This window comes from Streptomyces sp. NPDC058646, from assembly GCF_042716875.1.
Classification (GTDB): Bacteria; Actinomycetota; Actinomycetes; order Streptomycetales; family Streptomycetaceae; genus Streptomyces.
Genome location: NZ_JBHXRK010000013.1, coordinates 40,499 through 62,026, shown reverse-complemented (window position 1 = coordinate 62,026; position 21,528 = coordinate 40,499). Strand labels below are relative to the sequence as shown.

Sequence of the window (21,528 nt, the reverse complement as noted above, 5' to 3'; positions counted from 1 at the left end):
CCGCGCCGCATGGGACACCTCAGCGGCCTTCTGGGGAGAGGGCAGGGAATGAGCTACCTCGACGGCACGGACCGGCACACCACGGACGCCCGCCGAATGGGCGCCGCGCTGCGTGCCCTCCAACAGCGATCCGGTTGCACACTGCGCGATCCTGGAGAACCGGATGCCCATCAGCGACTCGTCGCTGTCGCGCTACTTCCGCGGGCAGACCGTTCCGCCCTGGACCGTCTCCGGGACCTGTGCCGGGCGCTGGGCGCCGATGCTGCGGAGTACCGCGCGCTGTGGGAGGCCGCCGAGCGCAACGAGCCCCGGCCGCCTGCGGTAGGCGCATCAGCCAGAGGACGTGGCCGAGGTCGCCGAGGAGGAAGTGGCCGAGGCCGCCGAGGTCGCTGCACCCGCCGCGGCACCCGCGGGGGCGGCCGACAGCGCGGTTCCCCGGGCCCCCGCGCCGCGGCGCAGGGTGTGGCCGCTGCCGGGCGGCCGCCGCGCGTGCACCCTCGCCGGCGCCCTGGCCAGGGCTGCGCTGGGCGCGGTGCTCACCTGGTTCCTCATGCCGTCAGCGCCCGGAGCGCGGGCGGACGGCGCCCTCACCACCCAGGGCAGGTCCGCAGCCGAAAGAGCAGCAGGAACGGCACCCGACGCAGGGGAGCCCGCGACGGGCGGGCCGGGGCCGGCCGACACCGTGCGCATCGTCGTCAGCCGCCGGACCGGCGCCTGCCTGGACCACAGCGTCGACAAACGACTGCGCACCTACCCCTGCAACGGCATGAGCTACCAGCGGTGGACCCTGCACCGGCAGCCGGACGGCGCCCTCCGGCTGCGCAACCACGCCACCGGCGCCTGCCTTGCCCATGGCCCGGACGGCCTGGCCACGGCGGCCCGTACCGCCGCCCCGTCCCAGAAGTGGGCGGTCACTCCCTGGCCCGACGAGTCGGTCGAGGTCCGCAGCAAGGCCACGGGCGCCCGCCTCGACGACAGCGCCGAGGCCGGCCTGCGGGCCCTGCCCTGCGCCCGTACGGATCACCAGAGGTGGGGCTGACGCCGCCCGACCGTGCCGGTGGTGTCAGGCGACATCCACGCTGTCCAGTTCGGCGTACCACTCGCCCTTGCCCAGCCGGACGGTGTTCCAGCCCTCCCTCAGGGTGAGCGGCGCCCGCGCGGTGCGCCAGGTGTCCCACCCGGTGTGCGGGTAGTGCACGGCGCCCGGCGCTGCCGTTGACCGAGAGCAGGTGCGAGGAGGCCACCCGGGCGCCCGTGTGGTCCAGGGAGCCGTTGCCGAAGTGCACGGAGAGGGTGTGGTCCCCGGCGGAAGCGGCGAAGACGTCGAACTCGACGAAGCTGTCGGGGTGGTCGATGTACCCGACGGCACGGTCGCCCTGGGCGTTCGGCGCGGCCCGTACATGACCCCCGTTCGGCGAGTACCCGGACCCTCGCCACGGTGGCTGGCGCTGAACCAACCGGCGGCCGGGGCGAGGCAGAGGCTGGTGGAGCGGAAACTTCCGCCTCCAGCCCTTCCCTCTCCTCTTCCGCCTCCACGATGAGCCCGCACCGGGGCACGTCGATCGGCCGGCTGTCGGTGGCTACGCGGGGGGCCGGCCGCTGTGAGACCTAGACGCCGAGGCCCGACGACTGCTGCGGATCATCCGGTCACCCGGTCCTCCTGCGGTCGTACGCCATGGTCGAAAGCGGCACCACCAAGCCGGCCCAGAAGAGGACCTCGGGCACACTCCGATCGGTCCACGGAATCTGGGATATCAGCAGTGCGCAGAGCATGGTCCACGCAGCCTGTCCCAGCACGATCCGGGCCCAGCGGCCACGGCGTACGAGGGAGCGGATGTTGAGCTGCACTCCGGTACGCAGCCGGTGGTAGCGCAACAGTGCGCCGAAGCCCCAGATCGCGGCCATGACCATCAGCACCCAGATGCGGTTGCCGAGCGGTACGGGCAGCTCCCGCAAGATCGGGTCCTTGGCCGTGGCGAAGAGGTCGATCATCACTCCCGCAGCTGCCAGGCAGACGAGCGCGAGCCAGCGTGTTCCCCGCAGCAGGCGGTACGTGGCATGGTCGAGGCCGCTGCGCAGCAGCGGGGACTGGGGTGCGCCGGCCAGGCCTGCGGAGTACATCTCCGCGGCCCGGGCGGCCGTGACGTCCGGGGTGTCGGCCATCGCGTCGGTGTGCATGGCCTGTGCTGTCTCGTTGGACGGGTCGAGGCGCAGCCATTCGACCAGGGCCCGCTTCGCGACGTCCTGTCGCTGCGTGCGTACGGCCGCGAAGCACAGGGCCTGGTAGGCGTCGGGCTCCTGCGGGGCGAGGCGTACCGCCTCGTGGGCCGCCTCGTACGCTCGCTCGTGATCGGCAGGCGGGGCCGTCGCATAGGCGACGAGGACGCCGGACAGCGCGAGATGCGAGGACCACTTGTCGGGCGCTCTGCGGATGGCCTCCTCTGCCGCGGCCCGAGCCTCGGACGGCCTGCCCAGGCGGAGCAGCACCCGGGACAGCAGAATGAGCGCGCCGACGTGCCCGGGCGAGATCCGGAGCATCTCGGTGGCTGCCCGCTCCGCGAGCTCGTACTCGCCGAGTCTCTCGTGGGCGACGGCGAGCAGCTGCCAGGCCCACTCGTCGTCCGGCTCCTCGGCGAGGTGGGGGGCCAGCACGGCCTTGGACTCCTCGAACCGGTCTGCCGCCTGCAGCGCACCGGCGCGCGCCACCACCGGATTCATGCTCACAGCTTCCGCCTCTTCTTCAGGTACGTCACCAGGTCGTCGTACATACCGCCCTCGTTGGCGAACATCGCCACGTTCCGCGCCGCCGCGAACCACGGTTCGGTCGACGGGACCACCGACTTCGCAGCCTCGAGCAGGTCCTTCGTTCCGATCATGCGGATCAGGCCGGTGCGTACCGAGTCGAGCAGCGCGCTCTCGGCCGCCGACTCGCAGACATGGGCCAGGTCCGCACCCGAGAGGCCGTCCGTCGCCTTGACGAGACGTCCCAGATCGACTGCCTCGATGGGACGCTCGCGCAGGTGGTAGCGGAGGATCGCCTCGCGGGCGGTGGCGTCGGGCGGCAGGACGAGCAGAGTGCGGTCGAGCCGTCCCGGACGCCGGAGCGCGATGTCCACGTCCCAGGGGACATTGGTGGCGGCGAGGACGAACACGCCTTCATTCGCGGCGGAGTGAATGCCGTCGAGCTCGGTGAGGAGCTGGTTGACGGTGTTGCGCATGCCGCTGTGCTGCGTACGGCTGCGCTTGGCGCCGAGCGCGTCCAGTTCGTCGAGGAAGACGACACAGGGCGCCTGACGGCGGGCGGTCTCGAAGATCTCGTGCATGTTGCGTTCGGAGTTGCCCATCCACATGTCGAGGACGTCGTTGACGGACACGGACAGGAAGCTCGCGCCGAGCTCGCCGGCGACGGCACGGGCGATGAAGGTCTTGCCGCAGCCGGGCGGACCGTAGAGCAGGAGCCCGCCGCGCAGGCTCTTGCCGTACAGCTTGCGCAGTTCGGGGTTGCGCATCGGCGCGAGAAACGCGGCTTCGAGGCGGTCCTTGACCTCCTGCATGCCGCCGACGTCGGCGAGCCGCACGACGCCGGGAGCGGACACCTCCCAGGCAGCGGCGTCCCCGGGGTCGCCGCTGCCGCTGGCGCTGAGCGGGGGCTCGACGAAGCGGGGCTCGACGATGCCGTCGACCTCCTGCTCGGCCGCCCGCCAGTCGAACCGGGCAGGGCGGGACGACTCATCGGGGGCGCCTACCGGATCCGCCGGCGCCGCCGATTCGGCGGACGTGGCCGGCTCGGGGGACGCGGCCGGCTCGGCGGACGCGGCCGGCTCGGGGGACGACACAGGATCAGCGACCGTGGACGTGTTCCGGGCCGCGGGCGTGGGGGCTGCCGGCATCCCCATCGCCCGCACCATCAACTCCCGCGCCGCTCCGTCCCCCGGAGCATGCTGCAAGGCTGTTGCGACCTCCGTCACTGCAGCGTCGTGCAGACCCGCGGAAAGCAGCAACTCCGCGAGGTGCAGCCGCAGAGGGACATCCCCGGGGGCGGCGGCCACGGCTGTGCGCAGGCTGTGTATCAGCGGGGATTCGGGGGCGGGAGACTCTTCCGGCATGATCCATGTTTACGCGGGACCGCCGACGGGAGTCCAGGCGGGGTGGTGTGTGGTGGATCACCAAGGGGGCTGCGTAGGTGAGAGCCAGGTTCTGGCCCACACTCCGTGAGGACGATCAACGGCGCTGGAGTTCGTCACCATCTGCGGGCCGTGCCGTTCAACCAGCCCGGCCCTCGGTGTTCGAGCACGACTCGTGGGAGCAGCGTGTGTCGCGGTCCCAGATGAGGTCGGTGGCGTAAGGAGTGAAGGCCGCGGGTGCCTGGAGGCCGCTGTCGAATTCGCCGCGGCCGGCGGCGACGACCGCGGCACGGGTGCAGAGGAAGACATCTCCGCCGTGTGCTTCTCATGACGGGCTGCAGCCGTGAGGGATTGCGATCGGTTCCTTTGGACGCGGCTGCTCTGGTCAGCGGGGTAGGCGCCGTTCCAGCTCCCGTGCCTTCTCGCGCAGGCCCGTAGCCCAGACTGCGCCTTCCGCAGGGGCGGACATCCCGGTGACGGTGGAAACCTGCACGTCTTCGAGGGGCGTCCGGGGCGGCTCCGTACCGTGCCCAGTCCATGTTGATCGCGGCGCGCTCTGCAACAACGAGCACTGTGCCCGGGCCGTGGGTGCCCCTCGCGTGCGCCTCGCTCAGCCGACGTACACGCTTCACCGCAGGATGCGTAACGCCCGGACGGGAGTTCCGTTGTACCGGTGTGGACGACTGGCGCGCACTGGCTGGTGTGCTGCCACGGGTCGGCGCTTTCGAGTGACGACCGGGCCGGTCGGGACAGGCGGCAGGACCTGGCCCGTCCTGGAGGATGTACCCGGAGGGTCGCATCGATCCGCCGAGATGATCGGGTGCCCTTCTGCGCCGGATCAGTTGACGTCGGGTCCGAAGCAGCCTGTCCGAGGTGTGATCACCGCCCTTGCGCCGCTCACTGTCGCTCCGCCTCCTACTGCTGCGGGGGAGGAGGGTTTCCTGCGCTGCTGGGCTTGCTCCCTCCCCACCCCGTCAACGAAAGGTTCAAGCCATGGACTGCGACCCGGTGGCCCCTGTGAGCGTCCCGCAACGTGGGGTACGGCTGGTGACATCGCCCCCTACACAGGCCTCGCCTCCGGCCTGGTGAGAGCGGGGCACGACGTCGTGGTGGTGACCTCCAACCGTTACGCGTCCGTCTTTCGAACTCTGGGGCTCGGGGTCCGTGCCATGCCCTTTGACCGTCATGAAGCGGCGATCGGGTCGTTCACCTCACGGGGCGCCCGGACGAAGAACTCACAGGAGATGGCCGCCATCGCGGCAGAGCACCTCCTGCAGGTCGCGGGTAGCGGGGCCGATGCCCTGCTCGCCCATCCTCTGCTTCATCCCCAGGCCGCCCTGGTCGGCCGCGGGCTCGGGATCGACTGCATCGGCGTCTACACCGACCGAACGGAGCGCAGTCCGGGCCCGCGTCCGCGCCGTACGCGCTCGGAGACGTGGTGCGCGGACGGAAGCACTTCCGACCCAGCTGCCTGCTCTACCGCGGCCCGCCGCAGTCCGGTACGCGCAGCTTCGCATTCTTCCCGCGACCGCCCGGACAGCAGGCCGGCCACGTCCTCATCGGGCCCGATCGTGGAATGGCGAGGCGCCGGCCCCGAGGAGCGGGACTCTGCCGAGGCCGATAGTGAGCCCGCTTGCCGGTCCCGGACGCGTGGGACGGCTCCGGGAGCCGGTCTGTCGGCCTGGAGCTGGGCACACAAGGGAGGAAACATCGGGGGAACGTCCCGCCGTGTCCAGGGATCGCCGGCCGCGCGGAAGGGTGCAAGTACGCGACAGGTCAGCCGCACCCGATGGTGCCGCGGACGAGGGCGTAGGGAGTCACGCAGAAGGCGCCGAGGTTGCAGACGACGATCATGGTGGGGAACAGCCGGCAGGTGAAGCCGTGGGTGTCGGAAGAGGCGATGAGCCACCCGTAGGTGGTGCTGACGAGGATGCTGGCCTGGCGAGTCCGGCAACCCAGCCCCATGCGCTGAGTCCGAGGCTGAGATCGATAAGGGCTCGGAACAGACGGGGGCCGGCAACGACGGCGATGGCCAGGACCGCGTGCACTGCCCGAGCGGAGTTCACCCATATGCCATGACCTTCCGCCTTCTCTGGAAGCGGAGGACTGCGCTGGTCGGGTGCGCTGCTTGGTGCCATGGTGGGGGTAGGGGCTGTGACTGGATGCCATGGCGTCCGCGCACGGGGAGGTGTCGGGTATGGCGACCGAGAAGGATGCCGCCCAGGGCAAGACGCCGGGGCAGCGTGTGGCCGACAGCCGCGCCATGGAGGTTGCGTCCCGGGTCGGGCTCTGTGCGCGGGGAGTGATCTACGTTCTGGTGGGTCTCCTCGCCGTGCGGATCGGTTTCGGCGGCGGCAGTGGCAAGGAGGCCGACCGGTCGGGGGCGGTGCGGACCATCGGCGAGCAGCCCTTCGGCCAGGTGCTGCTGTGGGCGCTGGTGGTGGGGCTGGCGGCGATGGCGCTGTGGCGCCTTTCCGAGGCCGCCTTCGGGCAGGCGACGGAAGGCGGTGACAAGTGGACCCGGCGTTTGGGATCCCTGGGGCTGGCCGTCTTCTACCTGGTGATCTGTGTCGGCGTGGTGCAGACCGCGCTGGTCGGCGGGTCCGGCGGAACCCGCGCCGGTGACCAGGCGTCGAAGGACTACACCGCGCGCGTGCTGGAATGGCCCTATGGCCGGGTACTCGTGGGCGTGTTCGGGGCCGTGCTGGCCGTCGTGGGCGTGGTCATCGTGGTGCGCAGCCTGATGCGCAAGTTCGAGAAGAACCTCCGTACGGACCGGATGAGCCGGACGTCGCGGCGCGTCGTCGCGGCGCTGGGCATCATCGGCGGCGTGGCGTGCGGAGTGGTCGCGGTGGCGACCGGCCTGTTCGTTCTCCTGGCCGCGGTGCGCTTCGACGCCAGCGAGGCAAAGGGCTTGGACGAGACGTTGCGTTCGTTCGCCGATACGCCGGCGGGTCCGGTGCTGCTGATCGCCGCGGCGGTGGGGCTTCTGCTGTTCGGCCTCTACTCGTTCTGCGAGGCCCGCTGGCGTAAAGCCCCTGAACACGACGCCTCGGCAGAGCAGCCGATCAGACGCGATGCCGGCTGACCGTCCTGCTCCCGCCGCCCCTGCCCGTACGCAGCCGGCCGCCCCGTGCGGCGGGAGCCGGTGCAGCGAGCTGCGGGTGGGTGGTCGTAAGGCTGTACTCGTGGGGCAGGGCGGCCGACGATGACCGCCTGCACCCTGCCGGTGTCGCTGCGCGAGGTCGATTACCTCACTACTGGGCGCACGAAAATCTATGTCGGCTGAAGTAGACATTGGGTGGTGGTGTGGTTATGGTTTCTCTCGTAACCCAGAAGGACCGCAGGGCCCGGCAGAGACGAACTGTCGGGCAGCAGTACCCGTAGTTGCAGTGCGTATGACGGTGCGGTGGTGGAGTTCCGAAGCCAGGGTTGTTGCAGGACGGCGACGGGGCTGACGACCGGACCGGGTGGCCCGCAGTGATCAGGGGCCGCCGCGAGCAGTACCGCAGTAAACGCAGTAGCAGTACCCGTATCAAGTGCAGTTCGCATTACCCAGCAGTGAGGTCAGTGAGCAGCACCTCGGTGAAGGCGTCGGCTGCGGGCGCGCGCACCGGGAGGTTCGGCAGTGGGGTTCTAAGCCAGAGCAGATGCAGGATGGGCGACGGGGCTGGCTGCCGGAGCGTGGCGCTACCACAGGCTACGGAGCAGTACGCATCACCAGCAGGAGAGCAATACCAGCAGTACGCAGCATCCCGTTTGGTAAGCAGTTGATCACCGAGGGAAGAACGGAGGGATTGGACGCCATCAGGATCGCCCGGACGCCACGCGAGTCCGGGTACCGCAGGACATCGATAGTGAGGTGGTCTCCGGTCACGCATCTGCGATCCCCGCACCCTCGACAGCATTCCGGTCGGGTGGGCGGAAACAGAAGGCCGGCGCAGTACCAGGGCCGGCAGATGGTGTAGCAGTTCCTTCGGGGCCCTGGTGCCATAGGCACCAGGGCCCCTCCGTACGCTCGGTGAGAGAGGTGCAGTGACAGCAGACGACTCCTTCAGCCGTCTCGACGATGACGATTACCCCGCCTACACCATGGGCCGGGCCGCCGAGATGCTCGGCACCACCCAGGGCTTTCTCCGCGCGATCGGCGAAGCGCGCCTGATCACTCCGCTCCGCTCCGCGGGTGGTCACCGGCGTTACTCCCGCTACCAGCTGCGGATCGCCGCCCGCGCCCGGGAGCTCGTTGATCAGGGCACCCCGATCGAGGCCGCCTGCCGGATCGTGATCCTCGAGAACCAGCTCGAGGAAGCCCAGCGCATCAATGCCCGACACCGCTCTGCCGCTGGTTCGGCGACCCCGGCGGCAGCAGCCTGAGACCGTCCCGCGCCCGCCGGACACCGGCGGGCCCTGAACCCCACCTCGGCGTCAGGTCTCCGGGGCGTTTCCTCTGGTGACGGGGCGTTGGGGGCGTGTAGCGTTTGCGTCAGCTGTCGTGGTTCGGAAGTCCCTTTTGCCCACGCCTTGGTGGGGGCGTTTTGCTGTGCAGTGCCGCAGGAACCAGGACGATCACCTCCGCCTTCCGCATGGAGCGGGAGGCGTTCATCGACTGGAAGGCATGAGACATGGCTACGGGAACTGTGAAGTGGTTCAACGCTGAAAAGGGCTTCGGCTTCATCGCCCAGGACGGCGGCGGCCCGGACGTCTTCGCCCACTACTCCGCGATCAACTCCTCGGGCTTCCGCGAACTCCAGGAGGGCCAGGTCGTCACGTTCGACGTCACCCAGGGCCAGAAGGGCCCCCAGGCCGAGAACATCACCCCGGCCTGACCCCTTTCCGCTTTGCCCCCGGGGCCCCGAGCGCCCCGGGGGCGCCCCTGTGCGGAGCGGCCGCCCACGGCAACGCGACGGCGCCACGGGCGATCACGCTGGTCGTGGTGCTGATCGCCGAGCTGATGAACGCGCTCGACGGCTCGATCGTCCACACCGCACTGCCCTCCATCCAGGCCGACACAGGCGCCACCAGCGCCGCAGTGCAGTGGATCCCGGCCGCCTACACCCTCACCTTCGCCCTCGCCCTGATCACCGGCGGGCGCCTGGGTGACCTCTTCGGGCGCAAGCGGGTCTTCATCGCCGGCACCACCCTCTTCACGCTGGCATCGCTGCTGTGCGGAATCGCGACTGGCCCGGAGTTCCTCGTCGCCGCCCGGGCCCTGCAGGGGGCCGGAGCGGCGGCGATGGTGCCGCAGGTCATGGCCGTCATCGCGGTCACCTTCCAGGGAGACTCCCAGGCCAAGGCGTTCGGCATGTACGGCATGATCATGTCCCTGGGCGGCGTCCTCGGACCCGTCCTGGGCGCCGTCCTGACCGCCGCCGACATCGCAGGTCTCGGCTGGCGGGCGATCTTCCTGATCAACCTGCCCATCGGCCTGGCCACCGTGCTCTTCGCCCTCCGGTTCATCCCGGAGCCCCGGGAGCAGCATGCCCTGCGCCTGGACCTGCTGGGCATGCTGCTCTCCGCCGCAGGTCTGCTGCTGATCGCCTACCCGCTCACCGTGGGCGGCGAGAAGCACTGGCCTGCCTGGAGCTTCGGCATGATCGCCGCGGGTGTGATCGTGCTGGGCGTGTTCGTGGCGCAGCAGCGGGCGAGGACCGCCAAGGACGGCTCCGCGCTGGTGGCGCTGTCCCTCTTCGAGAGCAAGGCATTCGCCGGCGGGCTCGCCGCGCAGCTGGTCTTCGGGCTGGTCTCCGGTGTGTTCCTGCTGACGTGGGTGCTGTTCATGCAGTCCGGCCTCGGCCTCACGCCCGGCCAGTTCGCCCCGGCGTCCGTCGCCATCTCCATCGGCGGCATGGCCGGAGCGATGCTCGCCTCCAAGCGGGCGGGCCGCCACCTGCGGCGCGTCCCGCAGGCCGGGGCCGTACTCATCGCCGTCACCCTCGTCGGTTACCAGCTGCTGGTCTCCGCCCAGCAGACCGAAGTGCCGTTCGTGGCCGCCGTCGCCCCGATGATCCTCGTCGGCGCCGGCTTCGGCATGGTCGGCGCAGGTCTCGCCGGCCTCACCCTCAGCCAGGTCGGCCACCAGGACGCAGGATCTGCGGCGGGACTGTTCAACACGGCCGTGCAGCTCGGCACCGCCCTCGGTATCGCGACGGTTTCGGTGGTGTTCTTCCAGTACGACCCCGCGGGCAGCCACGGCACCACCGTCACTCAGGCCTTCGCGGGCAGCGTCTGGTACGTCATCGCGGCCCTCGCGGTGATGTGGGCACTCATGTTCCGGCTCCCCGCGCCGCCCAAGGCCACCGCCTGACCGCCGGCGGCCCCCCTGCTGGGCGGGCCGCCGGCCCACCCCCCTTCCCCTTGGCGGAAGCGTTCCGCCGCAGTCGATGTGAGGTGATGACGTATCGCCAGGCCCGGTAGCCGACCCCCTCCGACACGGACAGCACCCTCGCGGTGCCGTACCGGCATGCCGGAAAGGACGGCCCCGCTTCGGCCTGGGCCCCTACCTCTTCCCGTGCGCTGTCGGCGTACGCGGCGGCCCTGGCCCGCCCGCATCCACGAACGCACCGGAACAGGACTCCCCCTCGTGTCCCACGACACCCGCCAGACCACCAGCAGCCCGCCGGAGGGCGCAGTCCGCGTCGCGGGCCGTACCCGGGCCGTCAGCCTCGCCGTCGTCCTGACCGCCGAGCTGATGAACGCGCTCGACGGCTCCGTCGTCTACACCGCCCTGCCCACCATCGCCGCCGACACCGGCGCCGCCGCCCTCCAGTGGATCCACGCCGCCTACGCCCTGACCTTCGCCCTCGGCCTGATCACCGGCGGCCGGCTCGGCGATCTCTACGGCCGCAAGCGGATCTTCCTGGCCGGGACCGCCGTCTTCACCCTGGCGTCCCTGCTCTGCGCCCGCTGGGGCTACGGCCGCGCCCCTGCTTCTTGCTCTGCGCCCGTCCCCGTCTCCGACTCCGCGCGGGCCGGCTCCGCGGTCCCCGCCGTCGGCTCGTGACACGTCCGTGCGGCCCGCAGAGTCAGCGCGGAGGCGGCGACCAGGCCCACCACCGCGATGCCCGCACCGGACAGGCGCAGCGCGCCGACCGCGCCGAGGCCGGCCGCCACCGGTCCTCCGAGCGCGGTGCCCAGGGGCACCGACAGCACCCTGACGGCGGAACTCGCCGCCAGGGCCTGCGGCAGCAGCGCGCTGGGCGTCGAGCGCTGGAAGAGGGTGGTCGACAGCGATGAGTACGGCGGCCAGAGCAGCCCGGCTACCCCGAAGCAGACGACCGACACGGCCGTCGGGGCGTTCAGGCCCAGGGGGAGCATCAGCGCACCGAAGCCGATGACGATGCCGACCGTCGTGGGCCACAACCGCCACCGGCTGAGGAAGCCGGTGAGCACCGAACCCAGTACCGCGCCGATGCCGAAGGCCGTGTAGAACGCTGCCAGCACACCGGCCGAGGCGCCCAGATCGTCCGACACGTGCAGCGGGAGCGCCACGTACACGGGGCCGAAGAGGAAGAAGAACGCGAAGCTCAGGGCGAGGAGGCCGGAGAGCGCCGGGCTGCGCCGGATCACTGCGAAACCGGACGACCGCGAGGCCGTGTAGTCCTCGGGCTCCGGGACCGCGTCTTCGGGGACGGCGACCAGGAAGGTCACCGCCAGGACGAGGAACGTCGTCGCGTCCACGGCCAGCACTGTCGCCGGGCCCCCGAACACGATCAGCAGCGTGGCCAGCGGCGGCCCCACCACCGTGGCGATCGACCCCACACCCGACAGCACGGCGTTGCCCGCCAGGTGGTTGCGCTCGGGCAGTGCCCTGGCGATCAGCGTGTAGACACCCGCCTGACCCCAGGAATGCAGCACGGAGGAGACCGCCAGCAGCGCGACGTACCCCTCGATGCCGAGTGCGTCGAAGGCGTGCAGCACCGGGATGGCCCCCAGCGCTCCCGCCCGCAACGCCGCGTTCCAGCCAGCCAGTTGGGTGGGCGGGCGGTGGCGCAGGAAGCGGCCGAGCAGCAGCGCGCCCACCGCCCCCGACAGGGTGTAGGCGGCCGCCGCCAGCGCCACCCAGACCCCGCGGTCCGCGGCCGGCGCCAGCTCGATCGCCAGCCAGCTCACCGCCACCACGGCCATGCCGTCACCCAGCGACGAGACGGCGAACCCCGGGAGGACCCGCCGCAGCGTCGTGTGACTGATCACCGGCCAGTATGGCGAAGAGCGCATCACACGGCTCAGGTCCGGGCCCACGGGCTACCTCCACACATTGACGGAACCGACCGCACGACCCTTCCCCACGGATCGGCACGCGAGGTGGCCTTCACCGTTGGGCATAAACGTCACGCCCAGCGCGAACTGAGCCGCTTGGGCAGGCGGGCGCGGACGATGAGGAAACCGGAGTCGTGAGTCGGTCCCGATCTCGGATGTCAGCATCCCGGTGCTCACCCCTGCGGGTTCCTGCCGCGCTGAAGCCGGAACCTTGGACGTCATGCGGCCCGCTGTCGGCGTACACGTCAGCGTGCTCAACCGCGTACGGATATGCGTGCTCAACTCCCGGCCAGGCCGTCAAGGCGACCGAGGGGAGGTTGCGCTCTCAGCGATGGGCTCTGGTCGCCCGGTGATGGGTCGAGCGGATGAGGACGGAGACCAGGGCGGCCAGGTCTGCCGCGCCGGCGGCGTCGTCCGCGTAACGCGTGGTCTGCAAGGGGCCGGCCTGATCAAGCCGAACTCCTTCCAGCTCCAGGATGTAGGCGAGCGTGAGCATGGCAAGGCGGGCGTTGCCATCCGGGAAGGGGTGGAAGAAGGCCACGTCCAGGTAGGCCCTGGCCGCACGGGAGGCCAGAGGGACTCTCGGGTCGGCGCTGTCGCGCAGACAGTGCTCGAAGTCCCGCTGCGTGTGCGGCGTAAGTGCGTAGCGTTCACGGCCCCGTTTGGCGAAGGCGTCGCCCTGTCGGAACGACACCTCGCGCCGGCCGAGGACAAGCCGCTGCCATTCCGTCAGAAGCACGCAGGTGAGGGGTCGATTACGGGAAGCGTCCGCGCGCGATTGAGTCAGGGCGGCGAGCAATCGGTCGCCTCGAGCCGGATTCGAGGAACGGCCTCCCGCATCGCACCAGGTGCCGAAGCCGTCCACGGTCGCCTCGACCGGAGCCGGCGTCTCACTGACCGCCGAAACCCAGTCGACCCGCTTCCTGACATGGCACCAGACAGCCAAGGCGTCAGCGGTCACGATACGGCTGCTCTCCGGTCAGGCCTACGGCGAGATCCTCTCCTACGGAGTCGACCAAGGCCCGCGACGGTTCCGTCCAGCTCCTGAACCGTCCACCAATCGCAGTGTCGACCGCGTCGTGCGCACTTTCCGGCCCCATGCCCGTGGAAGAGAGGAACCACGTGAGCACCGTGCGGCAGAGCCCGTACCAGCCGCATTCGGCACCCGTGCGGTCTACTACCACCGTCACCAATCGGGTAGCTGCCCGTTCCAGGTGCCAGCTGCGCTCCTCGGCATCCGCCCCGCGGGGCGGCGCCAACTGTGTGAACCGCTCGGCCAGATCCTCCAGCCAGTCGCGCCACTCCAGGAGCGACGCGACCACCTTGGCAGCCGTCGCTGCCGGCTCACCTATGGAATGGGATTCGCAGCACCAGCTGGTGACGATGCCACCACCACCGCCCTCGCCGACCGCCCAGTTCCATCCGCAGGACCACCGGCCGTACCGGGATACCAGAAGTGCCGTGATCTCCGTGGTAAAGCGATGTCTCTCTTCCCACCCGGCACCGGCAGGAGGAACCATCGAGGCGATCACTATGGCGACGTGAGAGCCCTCCTCGTCGTCCCAGTCGAAGGCAGTGAGGCGGGGATCGACGGCAGACCACGGCAACCGGGCCGGAGCGAGCTCGTAATTGAGGGCCGTGGCGTTCCTCCAGAAGCGGGCAGGGCAGGGCAGGGAAACCTCAGCGATCGTGCCAACTTCTCGCAGCTTTGTCACACAAGTTTCCGCCGTCGCCCTTCTGTCATGGCGCACAGAGCGGCGCTGCCAGGCCATCTGCTCCGCGCGAGGTGGCGGCACTCTGCTGTCCTTTCGCGGGAAGGAGAGCCCGTAACCCTTGAAGGCTGATGTGGCACGCGTTCGGGTCGGACGGTTCGATGTGTTGGCGGGGGCGGCGACTGCCGCGCCGGTGGACTCCCTCGACGCAGTGGCGCGCGTCAAGGCGCCCCCGCGATCGATCTCCTGGCCCTGTCCGTCGTCTGCGCCGTGCTGAGCACGGGCGCCAAACTGGTCGATGCACCGGGCACGGCCCTGGTCTGCCGGCTGACCCTCGACGGCCTCGCCACACCGTCCGTGGGCGAGCTGACCTGGGTCCGGACCATCCCGGCAGCTTCTGACTGGCTCTACGACCAACTACCCGACGTCCCAGGCCGGATGGTCGTCTGCGGCGATGACGGACTTGCCCACCGGCTGGCGGCGGAGCTCCGCGACGTGTACCGGGAGCGAGTGACGCTCGTCGTGCCGGGCGCCCGTGACTCCCAGCCCACGGCGAGCCGCCGCGGGGGCCGGGGCCTCGGGCTGTTCGGGCGGTTGCCGGCAGCCAGGTAACGCGCATCGGCAGCGGAGCGGCAACCGTCCCCACGGGAGCTACGGGTCGTGGAGGCGGCGGACCCGACGAGGACGTGCTCGCCACGGCGGGAGTGGCGGGGGCCGCCGCGCTCGCGCTGGTGTACGAGGACGATGACGTGAACATCCGTGCCGACGACGGCCGGGTCGCCATAGGCCGCTCCCACCTCGGAGCCGGGGGAGTCGTCCACTCCTACGAGGAGGCGCTCAACGCCCTCGACCTCGCGGAGCGGATGGAGCTGGACGGTTCTGTACTGCACGCAGCGGACCTGCTGGTCTACCCGGTTTCGCAGAGAGTCCTGCGGCTCGTTCGTCAGCCATGCTCGCGGGGAGTGGTTTCCGCTTCGCGCTGGTAGATGTCGGGGATGCCGTCAGCGTCGGCGTCGATGTTCTCTTCTTCGTACAGGCGCTTGTAGAGGGTGTTGCGTCGCCGCAGCAGTACGGCCGCGAGGACGGCGGCGCTGAGGGAGGCGATGAGGACGGCGGCCTTGACGTGCTCGCCGACCTCTTGGCCGGGGAAGGCGAGTTCGCCGATGAGGAGGGCGACGGTGAAGCCGATCCCGGCCAGGACGGACAGACCGAGGACGTCGGCCCAGGCAAGGTCGGGGTTGAGCTCGGCCTTGGTGAATCGGGCGGCGAGGTAGGTCCCGAGGAAGATGCCCAGGACCTTGCCGACGACGAGTCCTATGACGACGCCGAGCGGCTCGGGAGTGGTGAACACGGCGGCCAGTGCCGGTCCGGAGATGCTGACGCCCGCCGCGAAGAGGGCGAAGAGCGGAACGGCGACACCCGCGGAGAAGGGGTGCATGAGGTGGGAGACGCGGGCGGCGGGGGACGAGTCCTCCCCCTTGTCGCGGGTGGTACGCAGGATGAGGCCCATGGCGACGCCGGCGACGGTGGCGTGGACGCCGCCGTTGTACATGAGGGCCCAGATGGCGATGCCGAGCGGTACGTACCACCACCAGCCCCGGACCCGGTAGCGCTGGAGGAGGTAGAAGACGGCGAGGCCGGCGAAGGCTCCGCCGAGCGCCCAGAGGTTCAGGTCGCTGGTGAAGAAGACGGCGATGATCAGGATCGCGCCGAGGTCGTCGACGACGGCGAGGGTGAGGAGGAAGGCCCGCAGGGCGGCCGGCAGGTGGGTGGAGATGACGGCAAGGACGGCGAGCGCGAAGGCGATGTCGGTGGCCATGGGGACGGCCCAGCCGTCCATGCTGCCGCCCCCGAGGCCCGCGGTCAGCGCGTAGAGGCTCGCCGGCACCACCATGCCGCAGACGGCGGCGATCACGGGCAGGGCGGCTGTGGCGGGCGTGCGCAGTTCACCGACGACGAGTTCTCGTTTGAGTTCGATGCCGGCAACGAGGAAGAAGACCGCAAGGAGACCGTCGGCGGTCCAGTGCCCGAGGGACAGGTCCAGGCCGAGCGCGGGTATCCCGAAGTGGAAGTCACGTATCGACTCGTACACGCTGCTGAACGGGGTGTTGGCCCAGATCAGTGCGATGACGGCGGCGGCGAGGAGGACCAGTCCGCCCACGGTCTCGGTGCGCAGGGCGGAGGCGATGGCCTGGCGTTCGGGCCAGGGCATGAGTCCGAACACGATGCGGGGGCGCGGGCGTGGGTCGCTCATGGTGAGGGCCTTCCGGGGAGTCGGCTGAAAAGGGGCACACAGCCCCTACATCGCCGACCAGACTTCCCGGCACACCGCGCGTCACAGGCAGCTCAGCTGCCCCATTGACGCGTTGTTTACACCCTATGGGAGATGTCCGGAGACCGCCAGAGCGCTCCTCACCTGCTGAAACGCAAACAAGCGGGCTCGTACACACCAAGGCGCGAGGTGTGAACGAGCCTGCTCGGGAACCGGGCCGCCGGGGGACGGTCAGACGGTGGTCTTCACCGGCTCCTGGTCTTCGTCCTCATCCGCTTCGGTGTCCAGGCCGACGTCGCGGCGGCGGACGAAGTCGAGGAAGGTGTTGAGCTCCCGCATGACCACGGAGGCCAGCAGGTACATCGATGATGTTGATGACGGCGAGCATGAACAGGACCGCGTCGGCCATGTCGATCAGGGTCTGCAGGGTGAGGAGCGAGCCGGCGACGGCGAACAGGGTGTAGAAGACCTTGAAGGTCAGCTCGCTTGCCTTGCTGCGGCCGAACAGGTGCGTCCGGGCCTTCATGCAGTAGTAGCCCCAGGTCAGCACGGTGGAGATGGTGGCGAACAGCATCACCGCGATGGTGAGGATGTACGGGAGCCAGGGCAGGACCGTGCCGAAGGCGTCGGAGGTGATCGTGACGCCCCCGATCGACTCCCCGGCACGCGCCTCGGCCCAGCTGGCCGGGTTGGCGATGACGATCGTCAGCGCGGTCATGGTGCAGATCACGACGGTGTCGAGGAACGGCTCCAGCAGGGCGACCAGGCGCTCGCTGGCAGGGTGCTTGGTCTTGACCGCAGAGTGTGCGAGGGGCGCGGAGCCGAGACCGGTGCCTACGATCGCGGCGATCAGGATGCCGAAGAACAGGGCGCCGGCGGAGGAGCCCATCATGCCGCTCTCGCCGCCGGTGACGGAGACCAGCTGCGCGTAGGACTGGTTGACCTGGAAGAGGTTGCCGCCGGAGAGGCCGAAGAAGAGGATCATCGCGGAGGCGAGGACCGCCAGGACCTTGCCGAGGGTCTTGCCGCGGGCGCCGAAGCGCTCGGCCAGGCCCTTGGGCAGGTAGTGCATGGGGCCGCCGGAGACGGTGCCGTCGGCGTGTACCTCGGGATACTTCACACCGAGCGTGACCTCGACGAACTTGGTCGCCATGCCCAGCAGGCCGGGTCGGGTGCGCGTCGCGCTTGTCGCCGAGGCCCACCGTTTCGAGCAGTGCCCGGCCGCGCTCGGCGGCCTCGTCTGCCCGGGCCCAGGACGTGCACGGGGGCATCGATCACGTTCTCCAGCGCCTTGAGGCAGGGAAGAGGGCCGAATCGCTGGAAGGCCATGCCGATTCGCCCCCGGGTGCGGCCAGGTATTTCTCGCTGGCCGGGCCCAGAGGTCCGCGGGGCCGGCCGGCATGGGGGAGTAGGGCGCGGCCGTCGAAGTGGATGGTTCATTCGGTGACCCGTTCGAGCGTCATCAGTGCCTCGAGGTAGACGAACGGGGCGCTGCAGAACTCCTCCGCCCGGTGGACCACCTCCGGTATGGCGATCACCGCGAGATACGGGGTCTCCTTGTACATCGCATCACGTAGTTGCACGCGAGGGGGCGCCCGGGAATACCGCTCCGCCAGGGCTGTACTGATGTCCATGCCCGCGCTCACCACGTCGAACCTGCCGGCCAGCAGCCCCGGGATCAGGGCGCCGAACTCCGGCAGGGTGGGGCGTGGCTCGGAAACGCCCGATGCCGAGAAGATCTCCTGGTGCAGGACGGGCGCTTCCCCGGCACCGCTCGTTCCCGCCCTTGAATCTGTACGGAGCCCCGCCCGAGAAACCCGCCCGCACGAAGCCCTGGTCGGGCAGGGCCGCCAGCAGATCGCCACCAGCCTGGCAATTGCCGGAATGATTGGCTGCTCGGAGAGCCCTGTAACGCAGAGATAACGTCTTTGCTTGATGCCAGGTTTGCGACTTGAACGTTACCGCTTCGTCGGCGGCCCGTGGGTTTGAAACAGCTGTGATGCGGCTGATGGTGCGCGCTCCGCGTGTTGGCCGCACCGCCCGCCCATGCGCCTCGCGCAGGTGGGTACGGGCACGGTATGAGCGACTGGCGGACCATCGAGAAGCGACAGGGATACCTGCCGATCGAGGACCACGGATTGGTGGGCGACGGTCGCGGCAGCGCCCTGGTGGGTCGTGACGGCTCGGTCGGGTTCATGTGCGTTCCTCGCTTCGACTCCGCGCCTGCTTTCTGCCCTCTTCTCGACCATCGCAACGGGGGCCAGCTGTCCGTCGCCCCTGAAGGGGTGCGCGCAGGCCGCCAGCACTACCTGGACGGCACCGGAGTCCTGGTCACAGAGATGAAGACGGACGCCGGAACCGTGGAAGTGACCGACGCGTTCGTGCTGCACCCCGGAGCACGCCTCGAAGACGACGCCGCGGCCGGAACGGGTGCATTCGTACGACGCGCACGGGTCACCCATGGGCACGTGGACCTGCGCGTCTGTATCCGACCACGAGGCGGCGGCCGCGTCCGGAGGATGGACGACCACTGGGAGGTGCACTGCCCCTTGCAGCGACTGACGCTGCACCTGCGGTCCTCCAGGCCTCTTTCCGGACTGGAAGACACCGTGACACTGTCCTCGGGACAGGACTGGTGGACGTCGCTCAGCTGGGATGAGCCAGCGCCCAATCCGGGAGGGGGAGCCGATCGCCGTATCACCGACACGGTGCGGGCATGGCGGCGGTGGTCCTCCCGGTTGGTGGTGCCGGACGCGCCACGGGCGGACCTGGTCCGCCGTTCAGCCATCACGCTCAAGCTGCTCGACAACGTCGAGAACGGCGCGATCGTCGCCGCACCCACCAGCTCCCTTCCCGAACGCATCAGGGGTAGTCGTAACTGGGACTACCGCTACGCCTGGATACGTGATGCCGCATACACCGTATTCGCGCTGCGGCGTATCGGGTTGCCGATGGAGGCCGGCGGTTTCCTTTCCTGGGCCCTCGCCGCAGTCGACCGCGACGGCCGTCCCCGCGTCCTGTACGACCTCGACGGCATGCCCCCGCCGCCGGAGACCATCGATGCCGATCTGGAGGGCTACCGCGGCTCCGCACCCGTGCGCTGGGGCAACGCGGCAGCCGAACAGGTGCAGCACGACGTGTACGGGGAGATCCTCGACTGCGCGTTCCAGTGGGCAGCCACCGGAGGGACGTTCCAACCCGGGCTGTGGAACACCCTCGCGGGGCTGGCCGACAGCGCACGTACGGCGTGGAGCCGCCCCGACAGCGGCATCTGGGAGGTGAGGTCCAGCGAGCGCCCCTTCACCTACTCGGCGGCCATGTGCCAGGTGGCGCTCGACCGGGCGGCACGCCTCGCCCGGCGCCTCGAACTGCCGGGGGACGCCGACACATGGGCGGAGGAGGCCCGGAGCCTTACGGATCGGATTCTCGCCGACGCGTGGGACGAGCGGACGGGCGCCCTCACCGAGCACATGTCGCCGGGAGGGGGCCTGGATGCCTCGCTGCTGGCGCTGCCGCTGCGCAGGGTCCTGCCCGCTGACCATCCACGAATGATCGCAACCACACGTGCGATCGCTGACCAGCTGGGGGCGGGCAGCGGCCTGCTGTACCGCTACCTGCCTGAGGAGTCACCCGATGGCCTGGATCAGTCGGAGGGAGCGTTCTTGCTGTGCAGCTTCTGGCTGGTGGACAACCTGGCCGGCCAAGGCCGCGTCGAGGAGGCCGGCGAGCTGTTCGAGCAGCTGTGCTCGTACACCTCGCCGCTGGGCCTGCTGCCCGAGCAGATCGACCCCGGCAGCGGATCCTTCCTCGGCAACTTTCCCCAAGGCCTCAGCCACGTCGGCCTCATATCCAGCGCCGTGGTACTGGCGCGGACACAAGGAGGCGTACCGCCCGAGCTGACCACAGCGGCCTGGTTCGACCATGAATCAGCGGAGCATGCCGGACATCATCGGCCGGGACCTGACGCGGCAACGATCGGGTGAATCGCGCCGCGCGGCGTGTCGGCGACGGGATGTGATTCACGGAGCTCACGGTTGAGGGGGCGATCACCAGGGTGATGGCGCCGGTGGCGGCGGAGATCATCGCGCGGCGGCCGCCGACGATCAGGATGACCGCGGCCATGGTGAACGGGGTGAAGAGGCCGACCGCCGGGTCGACACCGGCGCGATCGAGAACGACATCGCCTCCGGGATCAGCGCGAGCGCGACCACCAGACCGGCCAGCACCTCGGTGCGCCAGACCTCCGGGTGGCGCTGCCAGTCGGGGCGCAGGACGCGCAGCCGCGCGGCGGGAATCACGACGGAAGAAGACAAGGAGATGAGTACCTGTCGTGCTCGGGCACACCCCCGGCCAGGCCAAGGCGTGCGAGAGAACGCAGAGGGGCCGGGCCGGCACCCCGCGGAAGGCCCGCCACGGCGGACCGCACGGAGGAGGGGCGAGGTGGGCCTGCGGCGCGGCGGCGCGGCCCGCCAGGATGAAAGGGCCGGGACCACGGGTGTGGACGCGAAGCACATGCAGATCGGCGAGGTCGCCGCACGGACGGAACTGTCGCTGCGGACGATCCGCCACTACGAGGAGACCGGCCTCGTCGTCGCCTCGGCCCGCTCACAGCGCGGCTTCCGGATCTCCGCGGAGACCGACGTGCAGCGGCTCAAGGTCATCCGCCGGATGAAGCCCTTGCTTCACCCTCGACCAGATGCGCGACCTCCTGGAGGTCACCGACCCCTGGACGGCGACGACGTGCTCGATGCCGATGGGCGTCGGGCACGGCTGGACCGCGTACGTGAGTACGAACAGGCGGCGACCGATCAGGTCGACAGGCTGCGCATCCAACTGGCCCGCGCCGAGGACTTCGCCGCTGCACCGCGCGGCCGCTTCACCGCCTCCGACCTCGTACCGTGAAGGCCGGCACATCGGCTGCAGGCAGTCGTCCCCGTGGACGACCGCTGCCCCGCGGGGCCCGCCGAGGTGCGCGGTGATATCTGCCGCGAGCACGGTCTATGTCGGCGCCAGCGCGTCCGTCGACGGCCACCAGACTCACAGCGAGCGTGCTCCTGCGCGAGACACACCGACCGTGACATCATCCGCTGCCACCGGGGGAGTACCGCCACGCTGAGCTGTCGCCCCTTGCCATAAGGTTCCGCCGCCCCACTGTCCGTCAGAC

The 21,528-nt window shown here is 70.1% G+C and carries 17 protein-coding genes and 4 pseudogenes; 10 read left to right on the top strand and 11 right to left on the bottom strand.

Annotation, left to right across the window (positions count from 1 at the left end):
- The first annotated feature begins 343 nt into the window (after positions 1–343).
- On the top strand, positions 344–1,039 hold the full coding sequence (locus ACFWUZ_RS17750; protein WP_384373105.1) for an RICIN domain-containing protein: 696 nt from the start codon (positions 344–346) through the stop codon (positions 1,037–1,039).
- A gap of 24 nt (positions 1,040–1,063) precedes the next feature.
- Here ACFWUZ_RS17750 and ACFWUZ_RS17745 read toward each other — a convergent pair whose 3' ends face one another.
- The 4 genes from ACFWUZ_RS17745 to ACFWUZ_RS17730 all read right to left on the bottom strand — a co-directional run bounded on the left by ACFWUZ_RS17745 (position 1,064) and on the right by ACFWUZ_RS17730 (position 6,089).
- On the bottom strand, positions 1,064–1,198 hold the full coding sequence (locus ACFWUZ_RS17745; protein ID WP_384373103.1) for a hypothetical protein: 135 nt from the start codon (positions 1,196–1,198) through the stop codon (positions 1,064–1,066).
- A 449-nt stretch (positions 1,199–1,647) separates the two neighbouring features.
- Positions 1,648–2,718: a tetratricopeptide repeat protein gene (locus tag ACFWUZ_RS17740; RefSeq protein WP_384373345.1), complete on the bottom strand. Its 1,071-nt coding sequence runs from the start codon at positions 2,716–2,718 to the stop codon at positions 1,648–1,650.
- Positions 2,719–2,720: 2 nt separating this feature from the next.
- Positions 2,721–4,106 (bottom strand): ATP-binding protein, encoded by a 1,386-nt coding sequence (locus tag ACFWUZ_RS17735; RefSeq protein WP_384373101.1) that lies wholly within the window; start codon positions 4,104–4,106, stop codon positions 2,721–2,723.
- Positions 4,107–5,900: 1,794 nt separating this feature from the next.
- A complete protein-coding gene (locus tag ACFWUZ_RS17730) occupies positions 5,901–6,089 on the bottom strand; it encodes a hypothetical protein (RefSeq protein ID WP_384373099.1) in 189 nt (62 codons plus the stop codon).
- A 232-nt stretch (positions 6,090–6,321) separates the two neighbouring features.
- On the opposite strand from ACFWUZ_RS17730, the gene ACFWUZ_RS17725 reads away from it, so the two are divergent.
- From ACFWUZ_RS17725 to ACFWUZ_RS17705, 5 genes are all read left to right on the top strand, one after another.
- Positions 6,322–7,212: a DUF1206 domain-containing protein gene (locus tag ACFWUZ_RS17725; RefSeq protein WP_384373097.1), complete on the top strand. Its 891-nt coding sequence runs from the start codon at positions 6,322–6,324 to the stop codon at positions 7,210–7,212.
- A 947-nt stretch (positions 7,213–8,159) separates the two neighbouring features.
- Positions 8,160–8,498, top strand: a complete 339-nt coding sequence (locus ACFWUZ_RS17720; RefSeq protein WP_384373095.1) for a MerR family transcriptional regulator — start codon at positions 8,160–8,162, stop codon at positions 8,496–8,498.
- A gap of 248 nt (positions 8,499–8,746) precedes the next feature.
- Complete coding sequence (locus tag ACFWUZ_RS17715; RefSeq protein ID WP_030303412.1) at positions 8,747–8,950, top strand: cold-shock protein; 204 nt, start codon at positions 8,747–8,749, stop codon at positions 8,948–8,950.
- A 104-nt stretch (positions 8,951–9,054) separates the two neighbouring features.
- The gene (locus ACFWUZ_RS17710) at positions 9,055–10,428 is read left to right on the top strand and encodes an MFS transporter (protein WP_384373093.1); all 1,374 of its coding nucleotides are present in this window, start codon (positions 9,055–9,057) and stop codon (positions 10,426–10,428) included.
- Positions 10,429–10,704: 276 nt separating this feature from the next.
- Positions 10,705–11,124 (top strand): MFS transporter, encoded by a 420-nt coding sequence (locus ACFWUZ_RS17705; protein ID WP_384373091.1) that lies wholly within the window; start codon positions 10,705–10,707, stop codon positions 11,122–11,124.
- Here ACFWUZ_RS17705 and ACFWUZ_RS17700 read toward each other — a convergent pair.
- The 3 genes from ACFWUZ_RS17700 to ACFWUZ_RS17690 all read right to left on the bottom strand — a co-directional run bounded on the left by ACFWUZ_RS17700 (position 11,034) and on the right by ACFWUZ_RS17690 (position 14,095).
- Positions 11,034–12,314: an MFS transporter gene (locus ACFWUZ_RS17700; protein ID WP_384373089.1), complete on the bottom strand. Its 1,281-nt coding sequence runs from the start codon at positions 12,312–12,314 to the stop codon at positions 11,034–11,036. The genes ACFWUZ_RS17705 and ACFWUZ_RS17700 overlap by 91 nt on opposite strands.
- Positions 12,315–12,705: 391 nt before the next feature.
- The gene (locus ACFWUZ_RS17695) at positions 12,706–13,341 is read right to left on the bottom strand and encodes a Fic family protein (protein WP_384373087.1); all 636 of its coding nucleotides are present in this window, start codon (positions 13,339–13,341) and stop codon (positions 12,706–12,708) included.
- Positions 13,331–14,095 carry a hypothetical protein gene (locus ACFWUZ_RS17690; RefSeq protein WP_384373085.1) on the bottom strand — a complete coding sequence of 255 codons (765 nt, stop codon included), beginning with the start codon at positions 14,093–14,095 and terminating at the stop codon, positions 13,331–13,333. Before ACFWUZ_RS17690 ends, ACFWUZ_RS17695 begins: the two co-directional genes overlap by 11 nt.
- Positions 14,096–14,362: 267 nt before the next feature.
- Between ACFWUZ_RS17690 and ACFWUZ_RS17685 the strand changes: the two genes are divergently transcribed.
- Positions 14,363–14,704, top strand: coding sequence for a hypothetical protein (locus tag ACFWUZ_RS17685; RefSeq protein WP_384373083.1), 342 nt, complete (start codon positions 14,363–14,365; stop codon positions 14,702–14,704).
- A gap of 152 nt (positions 14,705–14,856) precedes the next feature.
- Positions 14,857–15,018: pseudogene (locus ACFWUZ_RS17680) on the top strand (PucR family transcriptional regulator); the annotation flags it as partial.
- Positions 15,019–15,035: 17 nt separating this feature from the next.
- On the opposite strand, the gene nhaA reads toward ACFWUZ_RS17680, so the two are convergent.
- The 3 genes and pseudogenes from nhaA to ACFWUZ_RS17665 all read right to left on the bottom strand — a co-directional run bounded on the left by nhaA (position 15,036) and on the right by ACFWUZ_RS17665 (position 17,998).
- Positions 15,036–16,346 carry a Na+/H+ antiporter NhaA gene (nhaA, locus tag ACFWUZ_RS17675; protein WP_384373081.1) on the bottom strand — a complete coding sequence of 437 codons (1,311 nt, stop codon included), beginning with the start codon at positions 16,344–16,346 and terminating at the stop codon, positions 15,036–15,038.
- A 249-nt stretch (positions 16,347–16,595) separates the two neighbouring features.
- Positions 16,596–17,529 (bottom strand): annotated as a pseudogene (locus ACFWUZ_RS17670) (alanine:cation symporter family protein); the annotation flags it as partial.
- Between the two features lie 271 nt (positions 17,530–17,800).
- Positions 17,801–17,998 carry a hypothetical protein gene (locus ACFWUZ_RS17665; protein ID WP_384373079.1) on the bottom strand — a complete coding sequence of 66 codons (198 nt, stop codon included), beginning with the start codon at positions 17,996–17,998 and terminating at the stop codon, positions 17,801–17,803.
- A gap of 444 nt (positions 17,999–18,442) precedes the next feature.
- Between ACFWUZ_RS17665 and ACFWUZ_RS17660 the strand changes: the two genes are divergently transcribed.
- Positions 18,443–20,347, top strand: coding sequence for a glycoside hydrolase family 15 protein (locus ACFWUZ_RS17660; protein ID WP_384373077.1), 1,905 nt, complete (start codon positions 18,443–18,445; stop codon positions 20,345–20,347).
- Positions 20,348–20,402: 55 nt separating this feature from the next.
- On the opposite strand, the pseudogene ACFWUZ_RS17655 reads toward ACFWUZ_RS17660, so the two are convergent.
- Positions 20,403–20,662 (bottom strand): annotated as a pseudogene (locus ACFWUZ_RS17655) (SulP family inorganic anion transporter); the annotation flags it as partial.
- Positions 20,663–20,861: 199 nt separating this feature from the next.
- Here ACFWUZ_RS17655 and ACFWUZ_RS17650 point away from each other — a divergent pair.
- Positions 20,862–21,266: pseudogene (locus ACFWUZ_RS17650) on the top strand (MerR family transcriptional regulator).
- Positions 21,267–21,528: the final 262 nt, after the last annotated feature.

Excerpts from the sequence above, each read along its gene's own strand:
- ACFWUZ_RS17730 (WP_384373099.1), bottom strand. The coding sequence starts at position 6,089 with ATGGGGCTGGGTTGCCGGACTCGCCAGGCCAGCATCCTCGTCAGCACC.
- ACFWUZ_RS17665 (WP_384373079.1), bottom strand. The coding sequence starts at position 17,998 with ATGGACATCAGTACAGCCCTGGCGGAGCGGTATTCCCGGGCGCCCCCT.
- ACFWUZ_RS17715 (WP_030303412.1), top strand. The coding sequence starts at position 8,747 with ATGGCTACGGGAACTGTGAAGTGGTTCAACGCTGAAAAGGGCTTCGGC.
- ACFWUZ_RS17740 (WP_384373345.1), bottom strand. The coding sequence starts at position 2,718 with ATGAATCCGGTGGTGGCGCGCGCCGGTGCGCTGCAGGCGGCAGACCGG.
- ACFWUZ_RS17660 (WP_384373077.1), top strand. The coding sequence starts at position 18,443 with ATGAGCGACTGGCGGACCATCGAGAAGCGACAGGGATACCTGCCGATC.
- nhaA (WP_384373081.1), bottom strand. The coding sequence starts at position 16,346 with ATGAGCGACCCACGCCCGCGCCCCCGCATCGTGTTCGGACTCATGCCC.
- ACFWUZ_RS17725 (WP_384373097.1), top strand. The coding sequence starts at position 6,322 with ATGGCGACCGAGAAGGATGCCGCCCAGGGCAAGACGCCGGGGCAGCGT.
- ACFWUZ_RS17735 (WP_384373101.1), bottom strand. The coding sequence starts at position 4,106 with ATGCCGGAAGAGTCTCCCGCCCCCGAATCCCCGCTGATACACAGCCTG.